A 23,528-nucleotide genomic window follows, 5' to 3' on the forward strand; every position below is an offset into this window, starting at 1 on the left:
TCAGCGCGCCATCACGGCCTTGAACAGGTCTGACGCAAGCCAGCCCTGCAACCAGTCACGCAGCTGGGGGTAGGGCGCCTCGGCGAACCATAAAGGCTCGACCCCGGCGAACTGACGCAGCAACGGCAACAACGCGGCGTCGGCCAGGCTTGGGTGCTGGGCCAGCAGGTACGGCCTGCCTTGCAGCAGCGCCTCCAGCTCCTCAAGCCATGATTCGGCCTGCAGGCGGTACTCCTCGCGAGTGTGCTCGGGGTAACGCTCGGCATACTTGTACAGGTTGACCTGAGCCTTGAAGGTGCTGTCATTGCGAGCAATCAGGGCGTCCGCCTGCACAGCTGCCGCTGGATCATCGCGTAGTAGCCAGTCCTGCGGGTCATGCTGAAGCAAGGCCCAGCGCATGATATCCAGGCTCTCTTCCAACACCTCGGCGCCGGTGTCCAGCACCGGCACCGTGCCTTTGGGCGACAACGCCAGCAGCTCGGCCGGCTTGTGCTTCATCGACACTTCACACACCTCGACGGTGCAGCCAGCATACGCCAGCGCCAGCCGCGCGCGCATGGCCCAGGGGCAGCGGCGAAACGAGTAGAGGATCATCCGCAGACCTCCACCTCGCTCAGGCCATTGCCCTGGCGCCGGACCTGGATCTGCACCGGGATGCGCTCGTGCATCTCCTGCACGTGGGAGATCACTGCCACCTTGCGCCCTTGCGCCTGCAGGCCGTCCAGCGCATCCATCGCCAGTTGCAGTGACTCGGGGTCAAGGCTGCCGAAACCTTCGTCGATGAACAGTGATTCGATGCGCAGGGTGCTCGAGGCCATCGAGGCCAGGCCCAGGGCCAAGGCCAGCGATACCAGGAAGGTCTCGCCGCCGGACAACGAGTGCACCGAGCGCAGTTCGTCGCCCATTTCGGTATCCAGCACCAAGAGGCCCAGTGCGCTGCCGCCACGCTTGAGGCGGTAGCGCTTGGCCAACTGGCGCAGTTGGCTGTTGGCATGGTGCAGCAGCAGGTCGAGGTTGTAGCCCTGAGCGATCTTGCGGAACACATCGCCCGAGGCAGAGCCGATCAAGCTGTTCAGGCGCGCCCAGCGTTGCCACTGTTGCTGGGCCTGCTCTATTTCAGCGGCAAGGGCGCTGTGCGCGTGCTGCCGGCGTTGGTCGTCGGCCTGCTGCGCGCGCAGCTCGGCGCATTGTTGCTCGTGCCCGACCAGCTGTTGCTGCAAGTCGGCGAGGTGCTGCTCGAGTTGCTCGCTGGACAGCTCGGTCCGAGCCTGTTGGTTGTGCTGTTGCAGGCGCTGCTCGCGCTCCTGCAGCAGTACCCGGCCTTGCTCGATGGCCTTGTCGACGCTATGCAGTTGCTGGCGCAGCGCGTCCAGCGTGGCTTCATCGACACTGAGCAAGCGCTCAAGGCCCGCATCATCGAGTTCTGGATGGGCCGCTCGCCATTGGCTGATCTGGCCGTGCAGCGTCTGCTGTTCCTGCTCCAAGGCCTGCTGGCGTTGCTGATTGGCCTTGAGTTCAGCAGCCAGTTGCACGCTTTGGCTGTGAGCGTCCTGCAGCGCCTGCGCGGTGCTGGCCTCAACGCTGCGGGCGTGCTCGACCTGCTGCTCAAGGTGCTGCTGCCAGGCACCGGCATTGGCGTGTTCGCCAAGCAGTTCGGCGAGCACGCTGCGCGCCTGTTGTTGCTGCTCGGCAAGGCTTGCGAGTTGTCTGTGCAGCTCGCTCTGGCGTTGCAGCCGGCTCTGCTGCTGGTCGGCCAGACGCTGCTGCTGTTGCAGGCGTTGTTGCTGCTCGTTTTGCTCGTCCTTTTGCTGCTCCAGCTGTTGCAGGCGCTGGGCCACCTGTTGATCGAGGGCGAGAAACGCATGGGCTGGCTCGTCGCGCAGGGCCTTGAGGATATCGCCGGGCAGGATCTCGGCAAAATCGGCCAGGGTCTGCTCCAGGCGTTGCTGATCGGCGGCCATGGCCTGGTGCTGCTGATCCAGGCGCTGCTGTGCTTGCTGCTGCGCGTCGCTGGCGGCCTGCACTTGCTGGGTCAGTCGGGCGGCGTCTTTCTGCAGGGTGAACAGGGCGCTCTGGCGTTGCTCGTCGCGGTTGATTTCTTCTTCGAGGCGGCGCAGCTGGCCGTCCAGCCAGGCACTGCGGGTGCTGTCGGTTTGGGTGCTGAGCGATGGCCACAAAGCGTGCGCTTGCAGCTCCTGCTGCAGCGGTAGCAGTTGTTCGCTCAGCTGTAGCTGTTGCTGCTGGTACTCCTTGCCCTGGCTGTTGAGCATGCCGACCTGGGTGCGCAACTCGACCACGCGGGCATTGAGCGCCTCGACCTGAGCCAGCGCTGCAGCCTCTTCGACCTGGTCATGCCGGCCCAGGCTTTGCAGCAGGGCTTCAGGCTGATGGAACGGGTGCTCGGCGCTGCCGCACACCGGGCACGGCTCGCCATCACGCAGTTGCCCGCGCAGCTCCTCGACACTGGTGTTGCGCGCCAGGCGTTGGCGTTCAAGCAGTTGCCGGGTCAGTGTCAGAGCCTGCTCGGCGGTGTCCAGTTCGGCCTTGGCCGCCTGGCCTTCGCTGATCAGTTGCTGACGCTGCTGCAAGCCTTGCTGCTGACGTTCGCGCACGCTGTGCAGGGTGTGCTGCAGCTCCTGCTCGCGAGCGTGCAGGCGGGACAATTGCTCGACCGCGCGCTGCTGCTTGCGCTGCTCCTGGAGCAAGGTGCCGAGCAGGTCCAGCTGTTCGGCCAGGGCGTGCGGTTCGGCGCCGGCTTCGTGGAACAGCAGCTCGATGGCGGCGCGTTGCTCCTGCAGCAGGGCATTGGCCTGGCTGGCCTGGGCTTGCAGGCTGGGCAACTCGTCGCGGCCTTGGCTGAGGCGGTTGCCGATCTGCAGCAGTTGCTGCAACTGGCCGCGGTAGGCCTGCCAGGCGCTGCTGATAGCAGCCAGTGCGGCGCTGTCGGCCAGCGCGGCGTCGATGGCGGCGAGCTGCTGCTGGCTGTGCTGCTGTTGTTGCTCAAGCTGCTGCAGCTGCGACTGGCCTTCGCTGACGGCCTGATCGGCTTGGGCACCGACAGTGGCCAACTGCTCCAGCTCTGTGTCGAGGCGGGCCAGGTTGTCCTGAGCAGCAAACGCCTGGCGCAGGTTCGCGGCGCTGTCGGTGTGTTTAGCCTGCGCTTGTTCCAGCGCCTCGCGGGCAGCTTGCAGGGCCTGCTGCAACTGCTCGCTATGGCTGTGCAGGTTGCGCTGCTCAACCAGTTGCGCCGCGACCGCTGCGGCCAGCGGAGTAAGCTCGCCGGCCAGCGCCAGTTGCCGCTGGAACTGATGACGCTGCGGCGCCAGGCGCTCGAGGTGTTGCAGGTCCAGGCGCTGTCCGGCCAGTTGCTGCCAGTCGTGTTCGGCACTGTGCAAGGCCTCGCGAGCCGCGCTGAGTTGCTGCTGCAGCTGCACCTGATCGCGCAGCCAGGCGCGTTGCTGGTCCAGTTCGCGTTCGCGCGCCTGCTCGGCCTTGAGCAGCTGTTGCGCCTGCTCCAGGCGCTGGTCAAGCTCGGTACGCTCTGTTTCGACCATCGGCAGCAGGTGGCTGGCGCGCTCCTGCAGGCCCTGATAGACCTCGCCGGCCTGCTTGGCCTTGGCAAACGCCCGTTGGCCGAGGCGGGTGTAGATGGCGGTGTTGGTGAGCTTTTCCAGCAAGTCGCTGCGCTCGCGGTCATCGGCCTTGAGAAACGCGCTGAACTCGCTCTGGGCGAGCATCACGGCGCGGGTGAACTGCTCGAAGTTCAGGCCCAGGCGTGCCTCGACCAGTTGCTTGTATTCGTTCTTGCCGCTGCCCAGCAGTTGCTCGCCATCCAGGTCGTAGAGGCTCTGGCGACTCATCTGCAACTTGCCATTGGCCTTGTCGCGGGCGCGGTTGGCCTCCCAGCGGGCGCGGTAACGCTTGCTGTCGATACCGACGAAGTCGACTTCGGCATAGCCGCTGCCGGTGCCGCGCCGCAGCAGGTTGCGCGGGTCGTAGGTGGGGATGTCGCCATCGGCGTCCGGCACCTTGGCCTCACGGCCGATGTCATTGAGCCGCGGCACGCTGCCGAACAGCGCCAGGCACAGGGCGTCGAGCAGGGTGCTCTTGCCGGCGCCGGTGGGTCCGGTAATCGCGAACAGGCCGGCACTGGCCAGCGGTTCGGCGGTGAAGTCGATGTCGATCGGGCCTGCCAGCGAGGCGAGGTTTTTCAGGCGAATGGCCAGAATTTTCATGGCTGTTCCTCCTCCAGCTGCACATCCTGCAGGAGCAGGGCAAAGTCGCTCAGGGTCTGCTCATCGACCGGGTTGCCGTAGGCCTGCTCCCAGACGCGGCTGAACAGGTCTTGCGGAGTCATCTGGCTGAGTTCGACGAACTGCAATTGGTCCTCGTCCAGCGCGCTGCGGCCGGCGTACTCGGCGCTGATCCGCACCAGCCGCACCGCTTTGCCTTGCAGGGCGCTCTCGATCTGCTGGCGCAGGTCGGGCTGCGGTTCGTCGAGGCGCACACGAACTTCCAGCCACGGTTGACGGTTGGGGTCTTCCAGCAGGTCGATCACCGGCAGCTCGGCCAGTTGCTCCAGCAGCTCGGCCAGCGGCGCCGGGCCGATACGCTGCAACGCCACCGCCCGGGGGACCAGGCGCGGCTCGACGCTGACCAGTTGGCTGCCTTCAAGCTCGATCTCCAGCACCTGGTGCGGATAGCCGATCTCGGCAAACGACAACGGAATCGGCGAGCCGCTGTAGCGGATGCGCTCCTCGCGGTTGACCTTCTGCGGCTTGTGCAGATGGCCCAGGGCAACGTAACTGATGGCGGGATCGAACAGCTTGGCCGGCAGCGCTTCGGCGTTGCCGATGATCAGGCTGCGTTCGGAGTCTTCCGAGATCGAGCCACCGGCCATGTGCGCATGGCTGATGGCGACCAGCGCCTGGTCTTTCTTGCGCTTGGCCATGGCGGCTTTGATCAGTTGCTGGTGCACCTGGGTGATGCCCTGCACATAGTCGTCGCCCAGTTGTGGGCCGGTGACTTCGGCCGGGCGCAGGAACGGCAGCGCCAGGCACCAGGCGGCGACCTTGCCACGGCTGTTGGTCAGCGGGATCAGCAAGCGCTCAGCGTCGAGCTGGCCCTCATCGAGCCAGTGCACCCGGCCCAGGGCATGGGTGCGCAGGCGGCGCATGAGCAGGCCGGGCAGCTCGATGCGCGAGCCGGAGTCGTGGTTGCCGGCGATCATCACGATGTCCAGCTTGGGCTGTTGCTCGTGGGCCTCGACGATGAACTGGTAGAGCCGCTCCTGGGCTTTGACCGGCGGGTTGACCGTGTCGAAGATATCGCCGGCGATCAGCAGCGCATCGGGTTGGCGCAAGTGCAACTGGCCCAGCAGCCAGGTGAGAAAGCAGGCGTGTTCGAAGTCGCGTTCCTGGCCATGCAGGCTTTGGCCAAGGTGCCAGTCGGAGGTGTGGAACAGACGCATGAATAACCTGTTTGAAGTGAATTCGAGGGAAGCAGTGGTCGCGGCGTATGGTAACTCAACGGGTCAGCCGCGCCGGGCTACTTCGGATAGAGCGGCGGCAAGCTGCCGCCATCGCCGACCGGGTCGAGCAACTGCTCGGCCGGCGGAATGGCATTGATCGCACGCCACAGATCGTCGCCCTGCCAGTGCTGGCCGCTCTCGCTGTACAGCGCGCCGTTCAAGCCATCCAGCGCATCCGACAGCGGCACGAAGCGCGCCGCCATCTCGGCCAGCGTCTCCGGATGCTGGCGTGCCCAGGCATCCAGGGCCTGGCGGGTCGCCTGCGGGTCGTTGGCCTGGCACGCGCGTTTAAGGTCATCGAGCAAGGTCCGCGGGCTCGGGCCGGTCTGCGCCGCACGCAGCACCGCTGGCTGCGAGCGGGCTCGCCACCACAGGGTGAAACCGAGCACAGTGCTCAGGGCCAGCAGCAGGGTTGCCAGTTGCCACGGCCAGAGCAGGCGACTGGATGAACTGCTGTCACCCACCGGCGTCTCGGCGCTCAGGGCCGGGTTGTCCTGCACGCTGAGGCTGCGCGCCGGCAGGCTGGTGTTTTCCAGATGGTCTTCGCGGGTGTTCCACCAGGTGACTTCCAGCGCCGGCAGGGTCAATTCGCCGCTGTGGGTCGGCACCAGCGCTTCGCGCTCTTCGCGGTTGGCGGTCATACCGCGCTCGGTGACCTCGTTGCGCAGCAGTGGCTGGTCCGGGTAGCGGCGCAGGCCGATGATTTCGGTGGCCGGCAGCGGCGCCAGCTGGGTGCTCGAGAGGCCGTCGGCGCGCAGGGTAATACTGCGCGTCAGCGAGTCGCCGATCTGCACGGTCTGTTTGCTCGGGTCCGGGTTCCAGTGTTCTTCCAGGGTCAGGCTGCGCGCCGGTAGCCAGGCGGCGCCGGCTGGGTAATTGGCCGGTATCGGCCGCACGCTCAGGCGCAGCGGCAACGAGCTGACCTGGACCTGGCGGCCTGCGCGCGGGGCAGCAGACGGCTGCTCGCCGGTATCAGCGGCAGCAGCGGTGGCGGTAAAGGTCATCGGTGGAATATCGAGCGTGCCGCTTTGCTGCGGATACAGCGCGTAGCGCGTTTCGATCACGCCATGGCGCACGCCGTTGATCTCTTTCTCATAAGTACGCGACTCACCCAGCGGCTCGACCTTGGCGTTGTCCAGTTGCAATGGGCTGAGGCTGCTGTCGTCATACAGCGACACCGAATGATAGATGCGCAGGGTCAGCACGGCCTGGGCCTGAACGTAGACATCGTTGCTGTCCAGAGTTGCCTCGACGAACACCTGCGAGGCGCTTTCCGGGCGGTTGTCGCCGGCCTGCAGCACTTGCACCTCGATCGGCTGGCTGAACGACTGGCCCAGTTGCAGCGCGGGAATGCTCAGGCTGCCGCTGCGCCTTGGCAGCAGGGTGATGATCCAGCGGGTGCTGGCGCGGGTTTCGCCATCCAGCGTGTGCAGGCTGTTGAGCTGGCGCGTGCCACGCACATCGAAGTCGCCCTCCAGCGCACGCAGGTCGGGCTTGCCGAACTGGGTGACGTCCTCGCTTTCGAGGATCAGCTCCAAGGTTTCGCCAGCTTCCAGGCGGGTGCGATCGACGCTGGCCTGCAGCGGCGGTTGGGCCTGGACCTGAAGCATCCAGAGCAGACTGACAAGCAAGACGCCGCAGCGACTCATCGTGGGGTTTCCTGATGCAATTGCTGTTCATACCAAAATTTGCGCCGCAGCAGCTGCGCAGGGTTGTCCGGGATCTCCCGCAGCCACTGTTCCAGGGCCTGGCGTTGTTCGCCATCGAGGCTGGTGGAAACCGGGCGTTGAGGCGGTTGGGTAAGGTTATCGTCGTCACCCGCCTGATTGCCGGCGGGGGGCGGGGTGTTGCTGGCGCTGTCGCCTTGCTCCTGGCCGGCCTTGGCCTGGGGCTGGTCGGCATCGCCGGGTGCCTGATCGCTGGCCGAGCTGCTGTTGCCGTCGGTGTCCTTGCCGGGGGCGCCTTGCGCATCTTCCTTGGCTTGCTGCTCTTCGGCTTGGGCCTTGGCCTGGCGCTGCAGCAACAATTGCTGGACCAGCGCCTGGTTATCCAGCGCCGCTTGTAGATCCGGGCGCCGTTCCAGGGCCTGCTCGTAGGCGTCCAAGGCGGCTTCCAGCTGATCGGCGCGAGCCAGTGCGTTGCCTCGATTGTAGTGTGCGGCGGCGGAACTGCCTTGGGCGAAGGCCTTGGCCGCGCCTTCATAGTCGCCGGCCTGGTACAGGGCCATGCCGCGCCATTGCGGGTCTTCGAAGTGGCGCGCGGCAGCGGCGGGGCGTTGCTGTTCCAGCAGGCGCTGGCCTTGCTGGTCGGGGCGCAGCCACATGTCGTTGAATTCAAAGGCCTGGCTGGGCTGCGGCAGGGAGAACAGCAGCGGCAGGCAGAACAGCCAGCCACGCCGCCCGGCGCAGGCGGCCAACAGCAGCAGCGGCAGCAGCAACCAGTAACCCTGATCAGCCCAGCTGTCCAGTTGCACGGTCTGGCCGTCGCTGCGCAGGGCGCGTGGGTTGTCGTACAGGCCCAGCCCGCGCAGGTCGAGGTCGTCGATGCGGGCGTGGCGGTAGCGGCCACCGGTGCTGTTGATGAAGCCCTTGAGGCTGGCGCTGTCCAGTCGTGGCAAGAGGATTGCGCCTTGCTCATCCTTGAGGAACTCGCCGTTTGCCTGGCGGACCGGCGCGCCTTCGCTGCTGCCGATGCCGAGCATCAACAGGTTTGGTCCTTGCCGGCCCAGGGCACGCAGAATGCCCTCGCGTTCGCTGTTGCTCAGGGATGAGCCGATCAATAGCAGGCGGCCTTGGCCGAGGCCGCTCTGGGCGAGCAGGGCCAGCCCCTTTTGCACGGCGAGGTCGGCGCGTTGGCCGGGTTGCGGCATGATCGACGGGTCGATCGCTTCCAGCAGGTTACGCGTGGTGCCAAGGTCATCCGACAGCGGCACCAGCGTGTGCGCACTGCCGGCGTAGACCACCAGCGCGCTCTGGCTGTCGCGGCGGTGCTCGAGCAGGTCGAGGATCTTGCGCCGGGCCTGTTCGAGGCGATTCGGCGTGCTGTCCTCGGCGAGCATCTGCGGGGTCAGCTCGAGCATGATCACCAGCGGGTCGGCCGGGCGCTGGCGGGTTTCCTCGACGCGTTGCCAGCTGCTGCCGAGCAGGGCCAGTACGATCAGTAGCCAGGCGCCGCCGAGGGCGATCCATGGCAGCTTGCTGTTGCTGCCACTGCCGCCACCGAGCAATACCGCATGAAACTGCGCCGGCAGAATCATCTGCCAGCGGCCCGCGCGCTTGCGCCGATGCCACAGCTTGAACAGCAGCCAGACGAGCAGCGGCACGGCCAGCAACCACAGCGGGCGCAGCCATTGGGGCCACAGATCGATCATCGCCGCCTCCGCAGGCGCAGACGCTTGAGGCGCTGGCGCCATTCAGGGTGCGGTTGCAGAAAACGTGGCCGGCGCAGGGCGCGCTGCAGTAGGTTGTCTGGCCATAGCGTGGTAATCACCAATAACACGCTGAGCAGCAGCACCAGAGCCAGCGGCCAGGCGTAGAGTTCTTTCGCGGTGCGGGTCTGGGTCGGTTGCTGAGCGACCGGTTCAAGCTGATCGAGGCTGTCGCCGATGGCATCCAGTTCAGCACCATCATGGGCGCGGAAGTATTTGCCGTGGGTGATGTCGGCGATTTCGCGCAGCGACGCTTCGTCCAGGTCCAGGCTTGGGTTGAGACCGAGTAAACCGGGGGTGCCGCTGGCTTCGGGGTTGGCACCAATGCCGATGGTATAGATGCGCACGTTCTCCTGGGCCGCCAGGCGGGCCGCGGTCAGCGGATGAATCTGCCCGCCGTTGTTGGCGCCGTCGGTGATCAGCACCAGCACCCGGCTCTGCGCCGGGCGTTGGCGCAGGCGCTTGACGGCCAGGCCAATGGCGTCGCCGATGGCGGTATTTTTGCCGGCGATGCCGATCTGCGCTTCGTCGAGGAAGGTGCGCACGGTACGTCGGTCGAAGGTCAGCGGCGCTTGCAGGTAGGCCTCGCTGCCGAACAGGATCAAGCCGACCCGGTCGCCCTGGCGATCCTGGAGAAAGTCGCCCATCAGCGCCTTGACCAGGTCCAGCCGGCTGATTTCGTCGTTCTGCCACTGCATGTCGGGGAAGTCCATCGAGCCGGACACATCAACGGCCACCAGCAGGTCGCGACCGCTGGCTTCCACCGGTACCGGTTCGCCCAGCCACTGCGGGCGCGCCGCTGCCAACAGCAGCAGCAGCCAGATCAGCACGAACGGCGCCTGCTGGCGCCAGGTGGGCAGATTGAGACGGGCACGGCGCCCGGCCAGGCCTTCGAGTTCGTTCATGAAGCCGACCTTGAGCACCGGCTCGCCGCTGTCGGCAGCCGGCAGCACCAGCCGTGCCAGCCACGGCAGCGGCAGCAGCACGAAGATCCACGGCCAGGCCAGTTCAAACATGCTTGCGAATCCAGATTTCGACCGCCTGGCTGAGGCCGACGATGGCTTTGTCGTCGAGCTTGCACTCGGGCTTGTAGGTGCCTTCGACCAGCACCATCCAGCGGGTCAAGCCTGCCGCCGGGCAGCGGTTGTCGAGAAACGCCAGCCACTGCCGGCCACTCAGGGTATGGCTGTTGGCGCCCGGATAATGGTTGCGGCACAGGCGTTTGAGCAGCGCGTTGATCTGCTGCAGCCAGGCACCGGCCGGCGCGCCGTCGTAGGGGCGCGGCAGGCGCGCGAGTTCGGCCAGGGCTGCTTCGCGGACCGGGTCAAGCGGCAGTTCGGCGCGCACTACGCGGCGTTTGCCCGGGCGCCAGTAGCGTTGTCGCCACAGGCCCCAGGCGAGCACCGGCAGCAGTGCCAGCAGCAGCCACCAGCCGGGCGCCGGCGGCCACAGGCTGATCGCCGGCGGCGCCAGCAACGGTTGCAGCTCGTCCAGCGGGTTCACTTGCGGTGCCCCGGGCGCTGCGCGTTGAGGTATTCACGCAGTTGCTCGACCATCTCGCTCTGGGTGCTCAGCGGCATCAGCACCACACGCAGTTTCTGCGCCAGCAGCTCCCAGCGTTCGATCCGCGCTTCGGCTTGCTGGCGGTAGGCCTGGCGCAGATTGCCGTCGAGGGTATCCAGCTCCAACTGCGCGCCGCGTTGGCCGAAGCGCAGCAGGCCGGCGGCAGGCAGGGCATGATCGAGTGGGTCGGAAACCGGCATCAGCAGCACATCGCAATGGCGTGAGAGCATCGACAGGTGCTGCTCGATGCCTTCGCTGAGGGCGCGCTCATCGCAGATGACGATGGCCAGGCTGCCTGGGCGCAGGACTTCGCGCGCCCGGCGCAGGGCCAGCGACAGGCTGTCGGCCTGAGGCACGGCCTCGGGGTGCAGTGACTGATTGACCTTGGCCAGGCGGTTGAGCAGCTGCAACAGGCTTTGCTTGCTGCGCCTTGGCTTGACTTCGTAGTGCTCGTTATCGCCGAACACCAGCCCGCCGATGCGGTCGTTGTGGCCCAGTGCCGCCCAACCGAACAGCGCAGCCGCCTGAGCGGCCAGCACCGATTTGAAGGTCAGCCCGGAGCTGAAGAACAAGCGCTGGCTCTGCTCGACCATGATGAAGATCGGCCGCTCGCGCTCTTCATGGAACAGCTTGGTGTGCGGCTCCTGGGTGCGCGCGGTCACCCGCCAGTCGATGTTGCGCACGTCGTCGCCGGCCTGGTAGACCCGCACCTGGTCGAAATCGACCCCACGCCCGCGCAACTTCGACAGGTGCAGGCCCACCAGCGGGCTGCGCTGGCCGGGCCGCGAGAACAGCTGAATCTCGCGCACGCGGTGGCGCATGTCGATCAGCTCGCTGAGGCTGGTGCGGATACCAGGTTCGGCCAATTGTGCGGTGGGCATGGGCGTCAGGCGACCGCGAAGCCGCGCAGGTCTTGCCGCGCTATGCGTGCGTCAGGATGGTGCATGGTTGACGGTTCCTGGGTAGGGAGCGCATCGGCCAGGGGGCGAGCTGCGCAGAGCGCAATACTTTAAAGCATCCGCAGCATCGCCGACCAACGTGAATGCTAAAAAACTGACTGCAACTGCGGCGTGTGGCCTTCGTCTGCACCACTGATCACGCAGTACTCACAGATTTGGCTGATGCTCGCGTGCAGGCCGAGTGCCGTTCAATGGTGCCCTTGATCACGGAGGTTCAACCATGGCAACGGAACATGAGCCAACCACGCTGCGTATCGGCGTGTTTTTCGATGGCACAGGCAACAACCGCAGCAACGCCGTCAAAGGGGACGAGCCTGTGCCCGAGCAGGCAACGGGTAGCTACGCGAGTGCACTCTCCAATATAGCCTTGTTGTATGACGCCTACCCAGTCGCGCGAGGATTTCTGAGCCTGTATGTTGAAGGGCCAGGAACCCTCCAGGGGAAGCCGGATTCCGACATTGGCTGGTATACCGGTAGCGGCGGAACCGGGGTTCGTCAACGCCTCGGGCAAGCTGCCTTGGCCCTGGCCGCGAAATTACAGGCCTGGCGACAGAGCCATCCCTCGGTGCAGCTTCAGGCGCTGAAATTTGACCTGTTTGGTTTCAGTCGCGGTGCGGCTGGCGCACGAGCGTTTGCCAATGACCTAGGCAAAGGCACTCAAAGCCTGCTTGCGCAAGCCTGCGATTTCTCACCATGCCTGGGATGGGGCCAGGGCGTCGCTATCGACTTCATAGGTCTATTTGACACCGTCGGGGCCATCGTCGAGCCGCTGAAGTTCAATTTCACCTCGACCAATGGCGACTACGGACAGTTGCATCTGGCCCTGGCGCCTGGCGTCGCCGGCAAGGTCATACAGTTGGTAGCGGCTGACGAGCATCGCTACAACTATCCGCTGGTCGCGACCGGCAACGACCTGCGTTTGCCCGGTGCCCATGCCGATCTCGGCGGCGGCTATCTGCAAGTGAGCCGCGAAAAAATCGACCTGTCTCGTGTGCAAACGAGTGATTTGAATGCGGATGCCGATCCGCTCGACAGCGAGGCTTACGCTGCGGCGCTCGCGCTGGCTGCAGACTATACCGATGTACCTGGGCTCACGCCGCAAGTGCGGGTGTGGGAAGCGCGGGCAGGCTTGCTTGGACACTGCAAGACCGTGAATGCCGTGCTGCATCGTGAGCGCGAGGTTCATGGTCATTTATCGCGAGTCTATCTGAGGATCATGCATGCCCTTGCGGTCGACTCGCAGGTGCCGATGCAGCCGCTGTCGGCGCCCTCGCCAGGTTGGGAGCTGCCTCAGGATTTGCTGGTCATCGCTGGCAAACTGGAAGATTTCGCCCTGGGCCGCTCGTCGGTGATTGGCCTGACCGAGACAGAGCGGCACTTGCTGCACCGCAAATACGTGCACACCACGGCGAATTGGGAGGCATTCACTGCCTGCGGGTTTCTGCCAGACGATCTGGTCTATCTCAACCGCCCGGCTGATGAGGGGCGGTTGGTAGAGCCAAACGTCTGATCGGCCTCAGGCAACGGCAACCACATCAAGGATGCGCTGGACCACGCGGTCCTGATCGACCCCGGCCGCTTCCGCCTCGAACGACAGGATCACCCGGTGGCGCAGCACGTCGAACAGCACCGCCTGGATATCCTCGGGGCTGACGAAGTCGCGCCCGGCCAGCCAGGCGTGCGCACGGGCGCAACGGTCAAGCGCGATAGATCCACGCGGGCTGGCGCCGTAGGCGATCCAGTCAGCCAGGTCGCTGTCGAACTTGGCCGGGGTGCGCGTGGCCATCACCAGTTGCACCAGGTATTCCTCCACTGCATCGGCCATGTACAGGCCGAGGATTTCCTTGCGCGCAGCAAAAATCGCCTGCTGGCTGACCCGCCGCTCGGGCTTGGTCTCGCCATTGAGCGCCTCGCCGCGGGCCTGCTGCAGAATGCGCCGTTCGACTGCCGCGTCGGGGAAGCCCATCTTGACGTGCATCAAGAAGCGGTCGAGCTGAGCTTCGGGCAGCGGGTAGGTGCCTTCCTGCTCGATTGGGTTCTGCGTGGCCATCACCAGAAACAGCGGCGACAGGTCGTAGGTGCTGCGGCCGACACTGACCTGGCGCTCGGCCATGGCCTCGAGCAGTGCTGACTGAACCTTGGCCGGCGCGCGGTTGATCTCGTCGGCCAGCACCAAGTTGTGAAAGATCGGCCCCTGCTGGAAGACAAAGCTGCCGGTTTCCGGGCGGTAGATCTCGGTTCCGGTGATATCGGCGGGTAGCAGGTCGGGGGTGAACTGGATGCGGTGGAATTGCGCCTCGACGCCCTCGGCCAGCTCCTTGATCGCCTTGGTCTTGGCCAGCCCCGGGGCGCCTTCGACCAGCATGTGGCCATCGGCAAGGAGGACGATCAGCAGGCGTTCGACCAGTTTTTCCTGGCCCAGAATCTGGGAGGAAAGAAAGGTGCGTAGCGCGTTCAGCGCTTCACGGTGTTCCATCGGCGACGGTTCCTGGAGAGAGGCCGGGGAGTTGCCAGCAGGCAGCCCGGGCAGGGCCTGCTACTTTAATCCATCCGGGGTGGTGACGACCAATGGCAGAGGCGAAATTTATCGTTGGCACAGGCTGTTGGGCGTCACGGGCCACTGCCCTGTTTGCAGTGAGGTCGCCAACAGGGCGGTGGCGCTGGGCGGTCGTCAGTTTTTCGAGCTGGAGTGCTTGCGGCCTTGATCAAAGAACGCAAACACCACAACCAATATCCCGGCAATGGTCAGCATCAGCGCGACGCCGTCGGTGGAATGCGTCGCCGAGCTGGCCACCAGGGCCAGCCCGCCCAACGGCGCCAGGCCGCCGGCCACGGCGGTACCGACTTCGCGGCCCGTGCCAAACCCGGATGAGCGGGTCTGGGTCGGGAACTGGCGGCTGAGGAACGAGCCCTGCGGGGCAAACATCATCGGTGCCAGAATCCCGGTGCCGATCCCGATCGCCAGGTAGATCATGCTCGGCTCGCCGGTGCTCAGCAACTGCAGGAATGGGTAGGCGAACAGGGCAGACAGCACGCCACCCAGCATCAACACGGTCTTGCTGCTCCAACGGTCGCACAGCCAACCGAAGAACGGCACGGCAAAGATCGCAACCAGGCTGGCGATGGTCACCGACAGCGACGTGACGTGCGCCTCTACACCTTTGAACTGGGTCAGGTAGGCCAGCGAGAATGTCTTGAAGATGTAGCTCAGGGCGTTGTAGCCGATGGCGACGAAGAACACCACGGCGAGGCCTTTCAGGTCATTTTTGAACAGCAGTTTCAGCGGTGATATCTGCGGCTTGGCGTCGGAGCGATCGAGTTCCTTGAAGTCTGGGGTTTCCGGAATGCTCTTGCGCACCCACAGGCCCACTGCCACCAGCACGATGCTGGCAATGAACGGAATGCGCCAGCCACCGGCGAGCAGGAAGTCATTGCCATTCATGGTCAGCAGGTAGACGGTCAGCGACGACAGCAGCAGGCCCAGATTCAAGCCCAATGCCGGCCAGGCGCCTTGGCTGCCGCGCTTGCCTTCGCTGGCATGTTCATAGGAGGTAACGGCCGCCCCCGACAGCTCTGCGCCCGCACCCAGGCCTTGAATGATCCGGATCACCACCAGCAGGATCGGCGCCCACACGCCGATCGTTGCATAGCTTGGAATCAAGCCGATCAGCGCGGTGCATACGCCCATCATGCAAAAGGTGATCACCAGTACGTGTTTGCGTCCGAACCGGTCGCCCAGGTAGCCGAACAGGACGCCGCCGAAGGGCCGGGCGATGAAGCCGATGGCGAATGTCGAGAACGCCAGCAGCGATGCTACGGCAGGGTTGCTGGCGTCGAAGAAGATCTTCGAGAAGACGATCGCGGCCATGGTGGCGTACAGGTAAAAGTCGTACCACTCCAGCATCGAGCCGAAAATGGTCGCCGCGGCCACTTTGCGCAGGCGTTTGCGTGTCTGTTCTGGTGTTTCACTTGCGGTCACTGCTGCTTGATGTACCGACATCTGATTGTCCTTATTGTCTTTGTAGTTAGGGGTGCAGCTCAGCGGGCGTTGAGGATCTTTTCGGCGATCATCTGACCGATCGGGATGGCCGAGGTGGCAGCGGGCGAGGGCGCATTGCAGACATGCACCATGCGCGGTGTCTCGGCGAACAGAAAGTCATGTACCAGGCTGCCGTCACGCATCACCGCCTGGGCACGGATGCCGGCTTCGTAGGGCAGCAGGTCGTCGACCTCGAGCGACGGGCAGTACTTGCGGCACTGCTGCAGATAGCCGCGTTTGAACAGCGAGTTCTTCATCTCGGCGGTACCCGAGCCGAGGTTGTTCCATAGGGTTTTCCAGAAGCCCGGGAAACGCGCGAATTCGCCGATATCGGCCCAGTTGCGGGCGAACTTGCGGTAATCCTCGCGGGCAAAACCGAGTACCGCGTTGGGTCCGACGGTTACACTGCCGTCGATCATGCGGGTCAGGTGGACCCCCAGAAACGGCAGTTGCGGATCCGGAATCGGGTAGATCAGGTGGTTGACGATCTGGCTTTTGCTCGCAGGCAAGCGGTAGTACTCGCCACGGAACGGGATGATCTGGTGATCGATGCGCACGCCGGCCAGGCGTGCCAGGCGGTCGGACTGCAAACCAGCGCAGGCCACCAACTGGCGCGCCTGCCAGCGGTACTCGTCGCTGCATACCTCGACATGCTCGGAGTATTCCTTGATCGAGCGGACGCTGGTCGACAGGCGCAGCTCGCCGCCAGCGCGTTCGATTACCTTGGCCATTGCCTGGCACACCTGGCGGTAATCGACGATCCCGGTGGCATCGACGAACAGCGCGCCCAGCCCTGCGATGTTGGGTTCGCGGTGGTTGAGCTCAGCGGCGTCGAGCTGCTCGACCTTCAACCCGTTTTCCTGCGAGCGCTGATACAGCGCCTGCATGCGCTGCATCTCCAGTTCGTTGGAGGCAACCAGCAGTTTGCCGCAGACCTGGAAATGGATGCCGTGTTCGCTGCAGAAGTCTTTGGTCGCTTGCGCGCCGCGTTTGCACAGCTCGGCCTTGAGGCTGCCAGGCGCGTAGTAAATCCCGGCATGGATCACGCCGCTGTTGTGGCCTGTCTGGTGGCGGCCGAGGCTGGCCTCTTTTTCCACGATCAGCAACGAAGCGCCGGGGCGCTGCTCGAGCAGTGCCATCGCTGTGGCCAGGCCGACGATGCCGCCGCCGATGATCAAGTAGTCGTAAGTCATGCAGGGTACCTTGGCATTCTTGTCAGTGGATCTGCTTATCAGGTTGTCAGACTAAGTGGTGCGTTAAAAACCCTGCCTTGATTGGGCAGGGTCGGTTTGCTCGGTTCAGTTCAGTTCAGGAAGCTCAATTTTCAGGCGTTTGGCCGAGGCCCGCAGATGCGCTTCGGCGCAGCTCGCAGCGGCGTGACGGTCGCCATCGGCGATGGCCTGGTACAACGCCTGATGTTCCCGGTTGGCGTCTGCCGGGCCGCCTACCGCAGGCGACGCCGAGTTTTCCCAGGCACGCTGCCGCGCGGCGGCCAACTGGCTGCCGAGAAAGTCATGAAAGGCGACGAAGTAGTCGTTCTTGCTCGCCTCGGCGATGGCCCGGTGAAAGGCCACGTCGGCGGCCGCGGCGGCGGCCAGGTCATTGCGCGGGTCGAGCATCTGCTCCAGCGCTGCAGCGATGTTGCTCAGGTCGCCCGCATCGCGGCGACGGGCAGCGATGGCGGCCGCTTGGGTTTCGATCCACAGGCGCATTTCGAACATCTGCACCAGATCAGGCTTGCGCCCGTTGCTGCCGGGGAAGCGAAACACCGTGCCATGGGGCGTCTGCGAGATATACGAGCCCAGGCCACGACGGGCGATCAGCACCCCGTCGGCCTTGAGCTGAGCCACTGCCTCGCGCACCACCGAGCGGCTGACGTTGAGTTGCTCGGCCAGTTGCTGTTCGGTGGGCAGGCGTGCTTCGGCAGCCAGGCGGCCGCTGTCGATTTCCGCACGGATGGCGCTGACAACCCTTTCTACCAGAGTATCTGGGCGCTGTAGCTCTAACATGGACGGAGTGCCTATTGATCAGGTTGTCAGACAATGCCCGCTATCCGCTGTGTCTGTCAATTATTTCCCCAGCTCAGCCAGATTACAGCTCGCTGACGTAAGTGCCGGTGCCGTTCAGAATGATCCGTAAAGTCTCGTCGATCTCGGCCAGGTCATTGCCGTCACTGGTCAATACGATCTCCAGGGTCTCATCGCCCTTGAGGGCGTCAGTGTCACCGGCGGCAACTTCCAGCAGCAGGCGCTTGGCGCTGAAGGTGATTTTGATACCGTCCAGGGTCGACGGCTCATCGTCCAGGGTCAGGTCGACGGTGTCTTCGTCCGGGTAGCGGGTCAGCAGGAACATCTGGCCCTGGTCGCTGTGGCAGCACAGGGTCGCCATGTTGTCTTCTTCATCATCGCAAGGGGTGGCGAACAGCAGGGGGGTGGTCAGTTGCATGGTCGGCTCGAATTGACGAAATGAAATGGAATTCTGCCAGTCTTGGGCCGTTCCATAAACGAATGTTACCGGGCATTGACCGAATATGTCGCAGCGCTGCAAGCCGCGGTGACCGCTCAGTCGTTAAGCTGCGCAGTCGATGGGTCCCCGTAAAGGCACAGCCACAGGCAGTCGCTTTTGCAGGTACCCAACAGATGAGCGTGGCAAACACGCTCAGCGCCTGGTTTCATCGGCCTGTTTTGCCCCGGGTTGCTATTGTTGATCCCAGGCAACACGCACATGCACGACGCTTCACTACAAAACAAAGCCCAAGCGGAGTACCACAGATGGCGTTTTTCACCGCAGCCAGCAAAGCCGACTTCCAGCACCAACTGCAAGCGGCCCTGGCGCAGCACATCAGCGAACAGTCACTGCCACAAGTGGCACTGTTCGCCGAACAGTTCTTCGGCATCATCTCTCTGGACGAACTTACCCAGCGGCGGCTTTCCGACCTGGCTGGCTGCACCCTGTCTGCCTGGCGCATCATCGAGCGCTTCGACCCTGAAACCCCGCTGGTGCGGGTGTACAACCCCGACTACGAGCGCAATGGCTGGCAGTCGACCCACAGTGTGGTCGAAGTCCTGCACCATGACCTGCCGTTCCTGGTCGACTCGGTACGCACCGAGCTGAACCGCCGCGGCTACAGCATCCACACCCTGCAGACCACCGTGCTCAGCGTGCGCCGCGGCGCCAAGGGCGAACTGCTCGAGCTGCTGCCCAAAGGCACCCACGGTGACGGCGTTCAACATGAATCGCTGATGTACCTGGAAATCGACCGTTGTGCCAACGCAGCCGAACTGAGCTCGCTGGCCCGGGAAATCGAACAGGTCCTGGCTGAAGTGCGCGTTGCGGTTGCCGACTTCGAACCGATGAAAGCCAAGCTGCGCGAAGTGGCGGCGCTGGTCGAACAGACCCCGTACCCGCAAGCCCAGCACGAGAAGGCCGAGGTCAAGGCGTTCCTCGAGTGGTTGCTGGACAACCACTTCACCTTCCTCGGCTATGAAGAATTCACCGTCGAGGGCGGCGCCGATGGCGGCCGCATGAACTACGACGAGCAGTCCTTCCTCGGCCTGCCACGTCGCCTGCGCATCGGCCTGACCGCCGAAGAGCTGCGCATCGAAGACTACGCTGTGGCCTACCTCAACGAGCCGCTGCTGCTGTCCTTCGCCAAGGCTGCACTGCCGAGCCGTGTGCACCGCCCGGCCTACCCGGACTATGTGTCGATCCGCCAGCTGGATGCCGACGGCAAGGTCATCAAGGAATGCCGCTTCATGGGCCTGTACACCTCGTCGGTGTATGGCGAGAGCGTGCATGCCATTCCGTACATCCGCGGCAAGGTAGCCGAAGTCGAGCGCCGCTCCGGCTTCGATGCCAAGGCCCACCTGGGCAAGGAACTGGCGCAGGTGCTCGAAGTGCTGCCGCGCGACGACCTGTTCCAGACCCCGATCGACGAGCTGTCCAGCACTGTCATGTCGATCGTGCAGATCCAGGAGCGCAACAAGATCCGCGTGTTCCTGCGCAAAGACCCTTACGGCCGCTTCTGCTACTGCCTGGCCTATGTACCGCGCGAGGTCTACTCGACCGAAGTGCGCCAGAAGATCCAGCAAGTGTTGATGGAGCGCCTGAAGGCCAGCGATTGCGAATTCTGGACGTTCTTCTCCGAGTCGGTACTGGCGCGCGTGCAACTGATTCTGCGGGTAGACCCGAAGAACCGCATCGACATCGACCCACAGCAGCTGGAAAACGAAGTGATCCAGGCCTGCCGTTCGTGGCAGGACGATTACTCCGCACTGGTCGTGGAAAACTTCGGCGAAGCTCAGGGCACCAATATCCTGGCGGACTTCCCCAAAGGTTTCCCGGCGGGCTACCGCGAGCGCTTTGGCGCCCATTCGGCGGTCGTCGACCTGCAACATGTGCTGGCCCTGAACGAAGCCAAGCCGCTGGCGATGAGCTTCTATCAGCCCCTGGGTCAGTACGGCGAGCGTCTGCTGCATTGCAAGCTGTACCACGCCGATACCCCGCTGGCGCTGTCGGACGTGCTGCCGATCCTGGAGAACCTTGGCCTGCGTGTGCTGGGTGAGTTCCCGTACCGCCTGCGCCACGCCAATGGCCGCGAGTACTGGATCCACGACTTTGCATTCACCTACAGCGAAGGCCTGAGCCTGGATATCCAGCAGCTCAACGACACTCTGCAGGATGCCTTCATCCATATCGTCAAGGGCGACGCCGAAAACGACGCCTTCAACCGCCTGGTACTGACCGCCGGCCTGCCATGGCGTGATGTGGCGCTGCTGCGCGCCTACGCCCGCTACATGAAGCAGATTCGTCTGGGCTTCGATCTGGGCTACATCGCCAGCACCCTGAACAACCACACCGACATCGCGCGCGAGCTGACCCGGCTGTTCAAGACCCGCTTCTACCTGGCACGCAAGCTCACCCAGGATGATCTGGAAGACAAGCAGCTGCGTCTGGAACAGGCCATCAACAGCGCCCTGGATGACGTTCAGGTGCTCAACGAAGACCGCATCCTGCGTCGCTACCTGGACCTGATCAAAGCCACGCTGCGTACCAACTTCTATCAGCCGGACAGCAGCGGCCAGGCCAAGTCGTACTTCAGCTTCAAGTTCAACCCCAAGCTGATCCCCGAACTGCCCAAGCCGGTGCCCAAGTTCGAGATGTTCGTCTACTCGCCGCGTGTCGAAGGCGTCCACCTGCGCTTCGGCAACGTCGCCCGTGGCGGCCTGCGCTGGTCGGACCGTGAAGAAGACTACCGCACCGAAGTGCTCGGCCTGGTCAAGGCGCAGCAGGTGAAGAACTCGGTGATCGTGCCGGTCGGCGCCAAGGGCGGGTTCCTGCCACGGCGCCTGCCGCTGGGCGGCAGCCGTGACGACATCGCCGCTGAAGGTATCGCCTGCTACCGCATCTTCATCTCGGGCCTGCTCGACATCACCGATAACCTCAAGGACGGGGGCGTCGTGCCACCGGCCAACGTGGTGCGGCATGACGATGACGACCCGTACCTGGTGGTGGCGGCTGACAAAGGCACCGCGACCTTCTCCGACATCGCCAACGGCATTGCCATCGACTACGGCTTCTGGCTCGGAGACGCGTTCGCCTCGGGCGGCTCGGCTGGTTACGACCACAAGAAGATGGGTATCACTGCCCGCGGCGCCTGGGTGGGCGTGCAGCGCCACTTCCGTGAGCGCGGCATCAACGTCCAGCAAGATCCGATCACGGTGGTCGGCGTCGGCGACATGGCCGGTGACGTCTTCGGTAACGGCTTGCTGATGTCCGACAAGCTGCAGCTGGTGGCTGCCTTCAACCACCTGCACATCTTCATCGACCCTAATCCGGACCCGGCCAGCAGCTTCGCCGAGCGCCAGCGCTTGTTCGACCTGCCACGCTCGGCATGGACCGATTACGATACCAGCATCATGTCCGCAGGCGGCGGGATCTTCCCGCGTAGCGCCAAGAGCATCAGCATCAGCCCGCAGATGAAGGAACGCTTCGCCATCGAAGCCGACCGTCTGACGCCGACCGAGCTGCTGCACGCGCTGCTGCAGGCGCCGGTCGATCTGCTCTGGAACGGCGGTATCGGTACCTACGTCAAAGCCAGCAGCGAAAGCCACGCCGACGTCGGCGACAAGGCCAACGACGCCTTGCGCGTCAACGGCAACGAGCTGCGCTGCAAGGTAGTGGGCGAGGGCGGCAACCTGGGCATGACCCAGCTTGGCCGGGTCGAGTACGGCCTCAACGGCGGTGCGACCAACACTGACTTCATCGACAATGCCGGTGGCGTCGACTGCTCCGACCACGAAGTCAATATCAAGATCCTGCTCAACGAAGTGGTGCAGGGTGGCGACATGACCGAGAAGCAGCGCAACCAGCTCCTCGGCAGCATGACCGAAGAAGTTGGCGCGCTGGTATTGGGCAACAACTACAAGCAGACCCAGGCGCTGTCGCTGGCGGCCCGTCGCGTACGCGAGCGGATTGCCGAGTACAAGCGCCTGATGGCCGACCTTGAAGCGCGCGGCAAGCTCGATCGGGCGATCGAATTCCTGCCGTCCGAAGAGCAACTGGCCGAGCGTCTGGCCGCAGGCCAGGGCCTGACCCGGGCCGAGCTGTCGGTGCTGATTTCGTACAGCAAGATCGACCTCAAAGAGCAACTGCTGAAATCGCAGGTGCCGGATGACGACTATCTGACCCGCGACATGGAGACGGCCTTCCCGCCGTCACTGCTCAACCAGTTCGGCGAGGCCATGCGCCGTCACCGTCTGAAGCGCGAGATCGTCAGTACCCAGATCGCCAACGACCTGGTCAACAACATGGGCATCACCTTTGTCCAGCGGCTCAAGGAGTCGACTGGCATGAGCCCGGCCAACGTCGCCGGGGCCTATGTGATCGTGCGCGATATCTTCCATCTGCCGCATTGGTTCCGCCAGATCGAGGCGTTGGACTATCAGGTCCCGGCCGAGATTCAGCTGACCCTGATGGATGAGCTGATGCGTCTGGGCCGCCGCGCCACGCGCTGGTTCCTGCGTAGCCGTCGCAACGAGCAGGATGCAGGCCGTGATGTGGCGCACTTCGGGCCGAAGATCGCCCAGCTTGGGCTGAAACTGGACGAGCTGCTGGAAGGGCCGACCCGTGAGCGCTGGCAGGTGCGTTATCAGGGCTTCGTCGAGGCTGGTGTGCCAGAGTTGCTGGCGCGGATGGTTGCCGGGACCACGCATTTGTACACGCTGCTGCCGATCATCGAGGCTTCGGATGTGACCGGGCATGACCCGGCGCAGGTGGCCAAGGCGTTCTTCGCGGTGGGTAGTGCGTTGGATCTGACCTGGTACCTGCAGGAGATCAGCAACTTGCCGGTGGAGAACAACTGGCAGGCGCTGGCGCGTGAGGCGTTCCGTGACGATATCGACCTGCAGCAGCGGGCGATCACCATTTCTGTGCTGCAGATGGCCGATGCGCCGCAGGACATGGATGCGCGGGTGGCATTGTGGTCTGAGCAGCGGCGGGTGATGGTGGAGCGCTGGCGCGCGATGCTGGATGACCTGCGCAGTGCTTCGGGGCATGACTATGCGATGTATGCGGTCGCTAACCGGGAGTTGGTTGATCTGGCCATGAGTGGGCAGGCTGTGGTTGTGCCTTCCTGATAGCTGATTTGGTTGGTTTGTGAGTGAGAGACCCTGGTGCCTTTGGTGGTGCCGGGGTTTTTTGCTTTTAGGGGTTTGGGGCTTATCCGGATTTTGTGATGGGTTTGCGGGCCTCTTTCGCCCTTACGGCGAGTCACTTTTTTGGCAAACGCCCCAAAAAAGTAACCAAAAAAATGCTTGGCTCCACATCCGGCCCCTTCGCTGCGCTGCGGGGTTCCCTCGCTCCGGCCTCCTGAGTCGCCGGTGGATCAAGAGCAAGATCAAGATCAACAGCTGGGCCGCTGCGCGATCCTTCGCGGCGGTCCGGCGTCCCGGTGAACCCGCTCCCACAGGGTCAGCGTTGTTCATGAGTTGTGTAGCAAATTTGCTGGAG

General features: G+C 64.2%; 16 protein-coding genes. 2 read left to right on the top strand and 14 right to left on the bottom strand.

Going from position 1 to position 23,528, the window contains the following annotated elements; all coding sequences use genetic code 11:
• The 9 genes from M2396_RS01000 to M2396_RS01035 form a co-directional block, all read right to left on the bottom strand.
• Window positions 1–594 (bottom strand): glutathione S-transferase, encoded by a 594-nt coding sequence (locus tag M2396_RS01000; RefSeq protein ID WP_150573538.1) that lies wholly within the window; start codon window positions 592–594, stop codon window positions 1–3.
• The gene (locus tag M2396_RS01005; RefSeq protein WP_259072401.1) at window positions 591–4,235 is read right to left on the bottom strand and encodes an AAA family ATPase; all 3,645 of its coding nucleotides are present in this window, start codon (window positions 4,233–4,235) and stop codon (window positions 591–593) included. Before M2396_RS01005 ends, M2396_RS01000 begins: the two co-directional genes overlap by 4 nt.
• Window positions 4,232–5,470, bottom strand: coding sequence for an exonuclease SbcCD subunit D C-terminal domain-containing protein (locus tag M2396_RS01010; RefSeq protein ID WP_150570225.1), 1,239 nt, complete (start codon window positions 5,468–5,470; stop codon window positions 4,232–4,234). Before M2396_RS01010 ends, M2396_RS01005 begins: the two co-directional genes overlap by 4 nt.
• A gap of 77 nt (window positions 5,471–5,547) precedes the next feature.
• Window positions 5,548–7,179, bottom strand: a complete 1,632-nt coding sequence (locus tag M2396_RS01015) for a BatD family protein (RefSeq protein WP_259072404.1) — start codon at window positions 7,177–7,179, stop codon at window positions 5,548–5,550.
• Window positions 7,176–8,609 carry a tetratricopeptide repeat protein gene (locus M2396_RS01020; protein ID WP_409035086.1) on the bottom strand — a complete coding sequence of 478 codons (1,434 nt, stop codon included), beginning with the start codon at window positions 8,607–8,609 and terminating at the stop codon, window positions 7,176–7,178. Before M2396_RS01020 ends, M2396_RS01015 begins: the two co-directional genes overlap by 4 nt.
• A 77-nt stretch (window positions 8,610–8,686) precedes the next feature.
• On the bottom strand, window positions 8,687–8,764 hold the full coding sequence (locus M2396_RS24220; protein ID WP_224786425.1) for a hypothetical protein: 78 nt from the start codon (window positions 8,762–8,764) through the stop codon (window positions 8,687–8,689).
• Between the two features lie 132 nt (window positions 8,765–8,896).
• Window positions 8,897–9,973: a VWA domain-containing protein gene (locus M2396_RS01025; protein WP_101321354.1), complete on the bottom strand. Its 1,077-nt coding sequence runs from the start codon at window positions 9,971–9,973 to the stop codon at window positions 8,897–8,899.
• Entirely contained in the window at window positions 9,966–10,460 is a 495-nt protein-coding gene (locus tag M2396_RS01030) for a DUF4381 domain-containing protein (protein WP_188036447.1), read from the bottom strand. Before M2396_RS01030 ends, M2396_RS01025 begins: the two co-directional genes overlap by 8 nt.
• A complete protein-coding gene (locus M2396_RS01035; protein ID WP_101321350.1) occupies window positions 10,457–11,401 on the bottom strand; it encodes a DUF58 domain-containing protein in 945 nt (314 codons plus the stop codon). The genes M2396_RS01030 and M2396_RS01035 overlap by 4 nt, the downstream gene beginning before the upstream one ends.
• A 298-nt stretch (window positions 11,402–11,699) precedes the next feature.
• On the opposite strand from M2396_RS01035, the gene M2396_RS01040 reads away from it, so the two are divergent.
• Window positions 11,700–12,989 carry a DUF2235 domain-containing protein gene (locus M2396_RS01040; RefSeq protein WP_259072407.1) on the top strand — a complete coding sequence of 430 codons (1,290 nt, stop codon included), beginning with the start codon at window positions 11,700–11,702 and terminating at the stop codon, window positions 12,987–12,989.
• A gap of 6 nt (window positions 12,990–12,995) precedes the next feature.
• Here M2396_RS01040 and M2396_RS01045 read toward each other — a convergent pair whose 3' ends face one another.
• The 5 genes from M2396_RS01045 to M2396_RS01065 form a co-directional block, all read right to left on the bottom strand.
• Window positions 12,996–13,955 (bottom strand): MoxR family ATPase, encoded by a 960-nt coding sequence (locus M2396_RS01045; protein WP_101321346.1) that lies wholly within the window; start codon window positions 13,953–13,955, stop codon window positions 12,996–12,998.
• A gap of 195 nt (window positions 13,956–14,150) precedes the next feature.
• Complete coding sequence (locus tag M2396_RS01050; RefSeq protein ID WP_101321344.1) at window positions 14,151–15,479, bottom strand: MFS transporter; 1,329 nt, start codon at window positions 15,477–15,479, stop codon at window positions 14,151–14,153.
• 38 nt (window positions 15,480–15,517) lie between these two features.
• Window positions 15,518–16,711, bottom strand: coding sequence for an L-2-hydroxyglutarate oxidase (gene lhgO / locus M2396_RS01055; protein WP_188036444.1), 1,194 nt, complete (start codon window positions 16,709–16,711; stop codon window positions 15,518–15,520).
• A 105-nt stretch (window positions 16,712–16,816) separates the two neighbouring features.
• Window positions 16,817–17,527, bottom strand: coding sequence for a FadR/GntR family transcriptional regulator (locus tag M2396_RS01060; RefSeq protein ID WP_220634091.1), 711 nt, complete (start codon window positions 17,525–17,527; stop codon window positions 16,817–16,819).
• Between the two features lie 82 nt (window positions 17,528–17,609).
• Entirely contained in the window at window positions 17,610–17,963 is a 354-nt protein-coding gene (locus tag M2396_RS01065) for a hypothetical protein (RefSeq protein ID WP_101321337.1), read from the bottom strand.
• A 326-nt stretch (window positions 17,964–18,289) separates the two neighbouring features.
• On the opposite strand from M2396_RS01065, the gene M2396_RS01070 reads away from it, so the two are divergent.
• Window positions 18,290–23,155: an NAD-glutamate dehydrogenase gene (locus M2396_RS01070; protein WP_259072408.1), complete on the top strand. Its 4,866-nt coding sequence runs from the start codon at window positions 18,290–18,292 to the stop codon at window positions 23,153–23,155.
• Window positions 23,156–23,528 lie beyond the last annotated feature (373 nt).

Source organism: Pseudomonas sp. BIGb0278 (genome assembly GCF_024809895.1).
GTDB classification, from domain to species: Bacteria; Pseudomonadota; Gammaproteobacteria; order Pseudomonadales; family Pseudomonadaceae; genus Aquipseudomonas; species Aquipseudomonas shirazensis.

Bases quoted from the DNA above. Each gene is read 5' to 3' on its own strand.
- M2396_RS01015 (WP_259072404.1), bottom strand. From the start codon at position 7,179: ATGAGTCGCTGCGGCGTCTTGCTTGTCAGTCTGCTCTGGATGCTTCAG.
- M2396_RS01060 (WP_220634091.1), bottom strand. From the start codon at position 17,527: ATGTTAGAGCTACAGCGCCCAGATACTCTGGTAGAAAGGGTTGTCAGC.
- M2396_RS01070 (WP_259072408.1), top strand. From the start codon at position 18,290: ATGGCGTTTTTCACCGCAGCCAGCAAAGCCGACTTCCAGCACCAACTG.
- M2396_RS24220 (WP_224786425.1), bottom strand. From the start codon at position 8,764: ATGCGGTATTGCTCGGTGGCGGCAGTGGCAGCAACAGCAAGCTGCCAT.
- M2396_RS01065 (WP_101321337.1), bottom strand. From the start codon at position 17,963: ATGCAACTGACCACCCCCCTGCTGTTCGCCACCCCTTGCGATGATGAA.
- M2396_RS01040 (WP_259072407.1), top strand. From the start codon at position 11,700: ATGGCAACGGAACATGAGCCAACCACGCTGCGTATCGGCGTGTTTTTC.
- M2396_RS01020 (WP_409035086.1), bottom strand. From the start codon at position 8,609: ATGCTCGAGCTGACCCCGCAGATGCTCGCCGAGGACAGCACGCCGAAT.
- M2396_RS01050 (WP_101321344.1), bottom strand. From the start codon at position 15,479: ATGTCGGTACATCAAGCAGCAGTGACCGCAAGTGAAACACCAGAACAG.
- lhgO (WP_188036444.1), bottom strand. From the start codon at position 16,711: ATGACTTACGACTACTTGATCATCGGCGGCGGCATCGTCGGCCTGGCC.
- M2396_RS01045 (WP_101321346.1), bottom strand. From the start codon at position 13,955: ATGGAACACCGTGAAGCGCTGAACGCGCTACGCACCTTTCTTTCCTCC.
- M2396_RS01035 (WP_101321350.1), bottom strand. From the start codon at position 11,401: ATGCCCACCGCACAATTGGCCGAACCTGGTATCCGCACCAGCCTCAGC.
- M2396_RS01005 (WP_259072401.1), bottom strand. From the start codon at position 4,235: ATGAAAATTCTGGCCATTCGCCTGAAAAACCTCGCCTCGCTGGCAGGC.
- M2396_RS01010 (WP_150570225.1), bottom strand. From the start codon at position 5,470: ATGCGTCTGTTCCACACCTCCGACTGGCACCTTGGCCAAAGCCTGCAT.
- M2396_RS01000 (WP_150573538.1), bottom strand. From the start codon at position 594: ATGATCCTCTACTCGTTTCGCCGCTGCCCCTGGGCCATGCGCGCGCGG.
- M2396_RS01025 (WP_101321354.1), bottom strand. From the start codon at position 9,973: ATGTTTGAACTGGCCTGGCCGTGGATCTTCGTGCTGCTGCCGCTGCCG.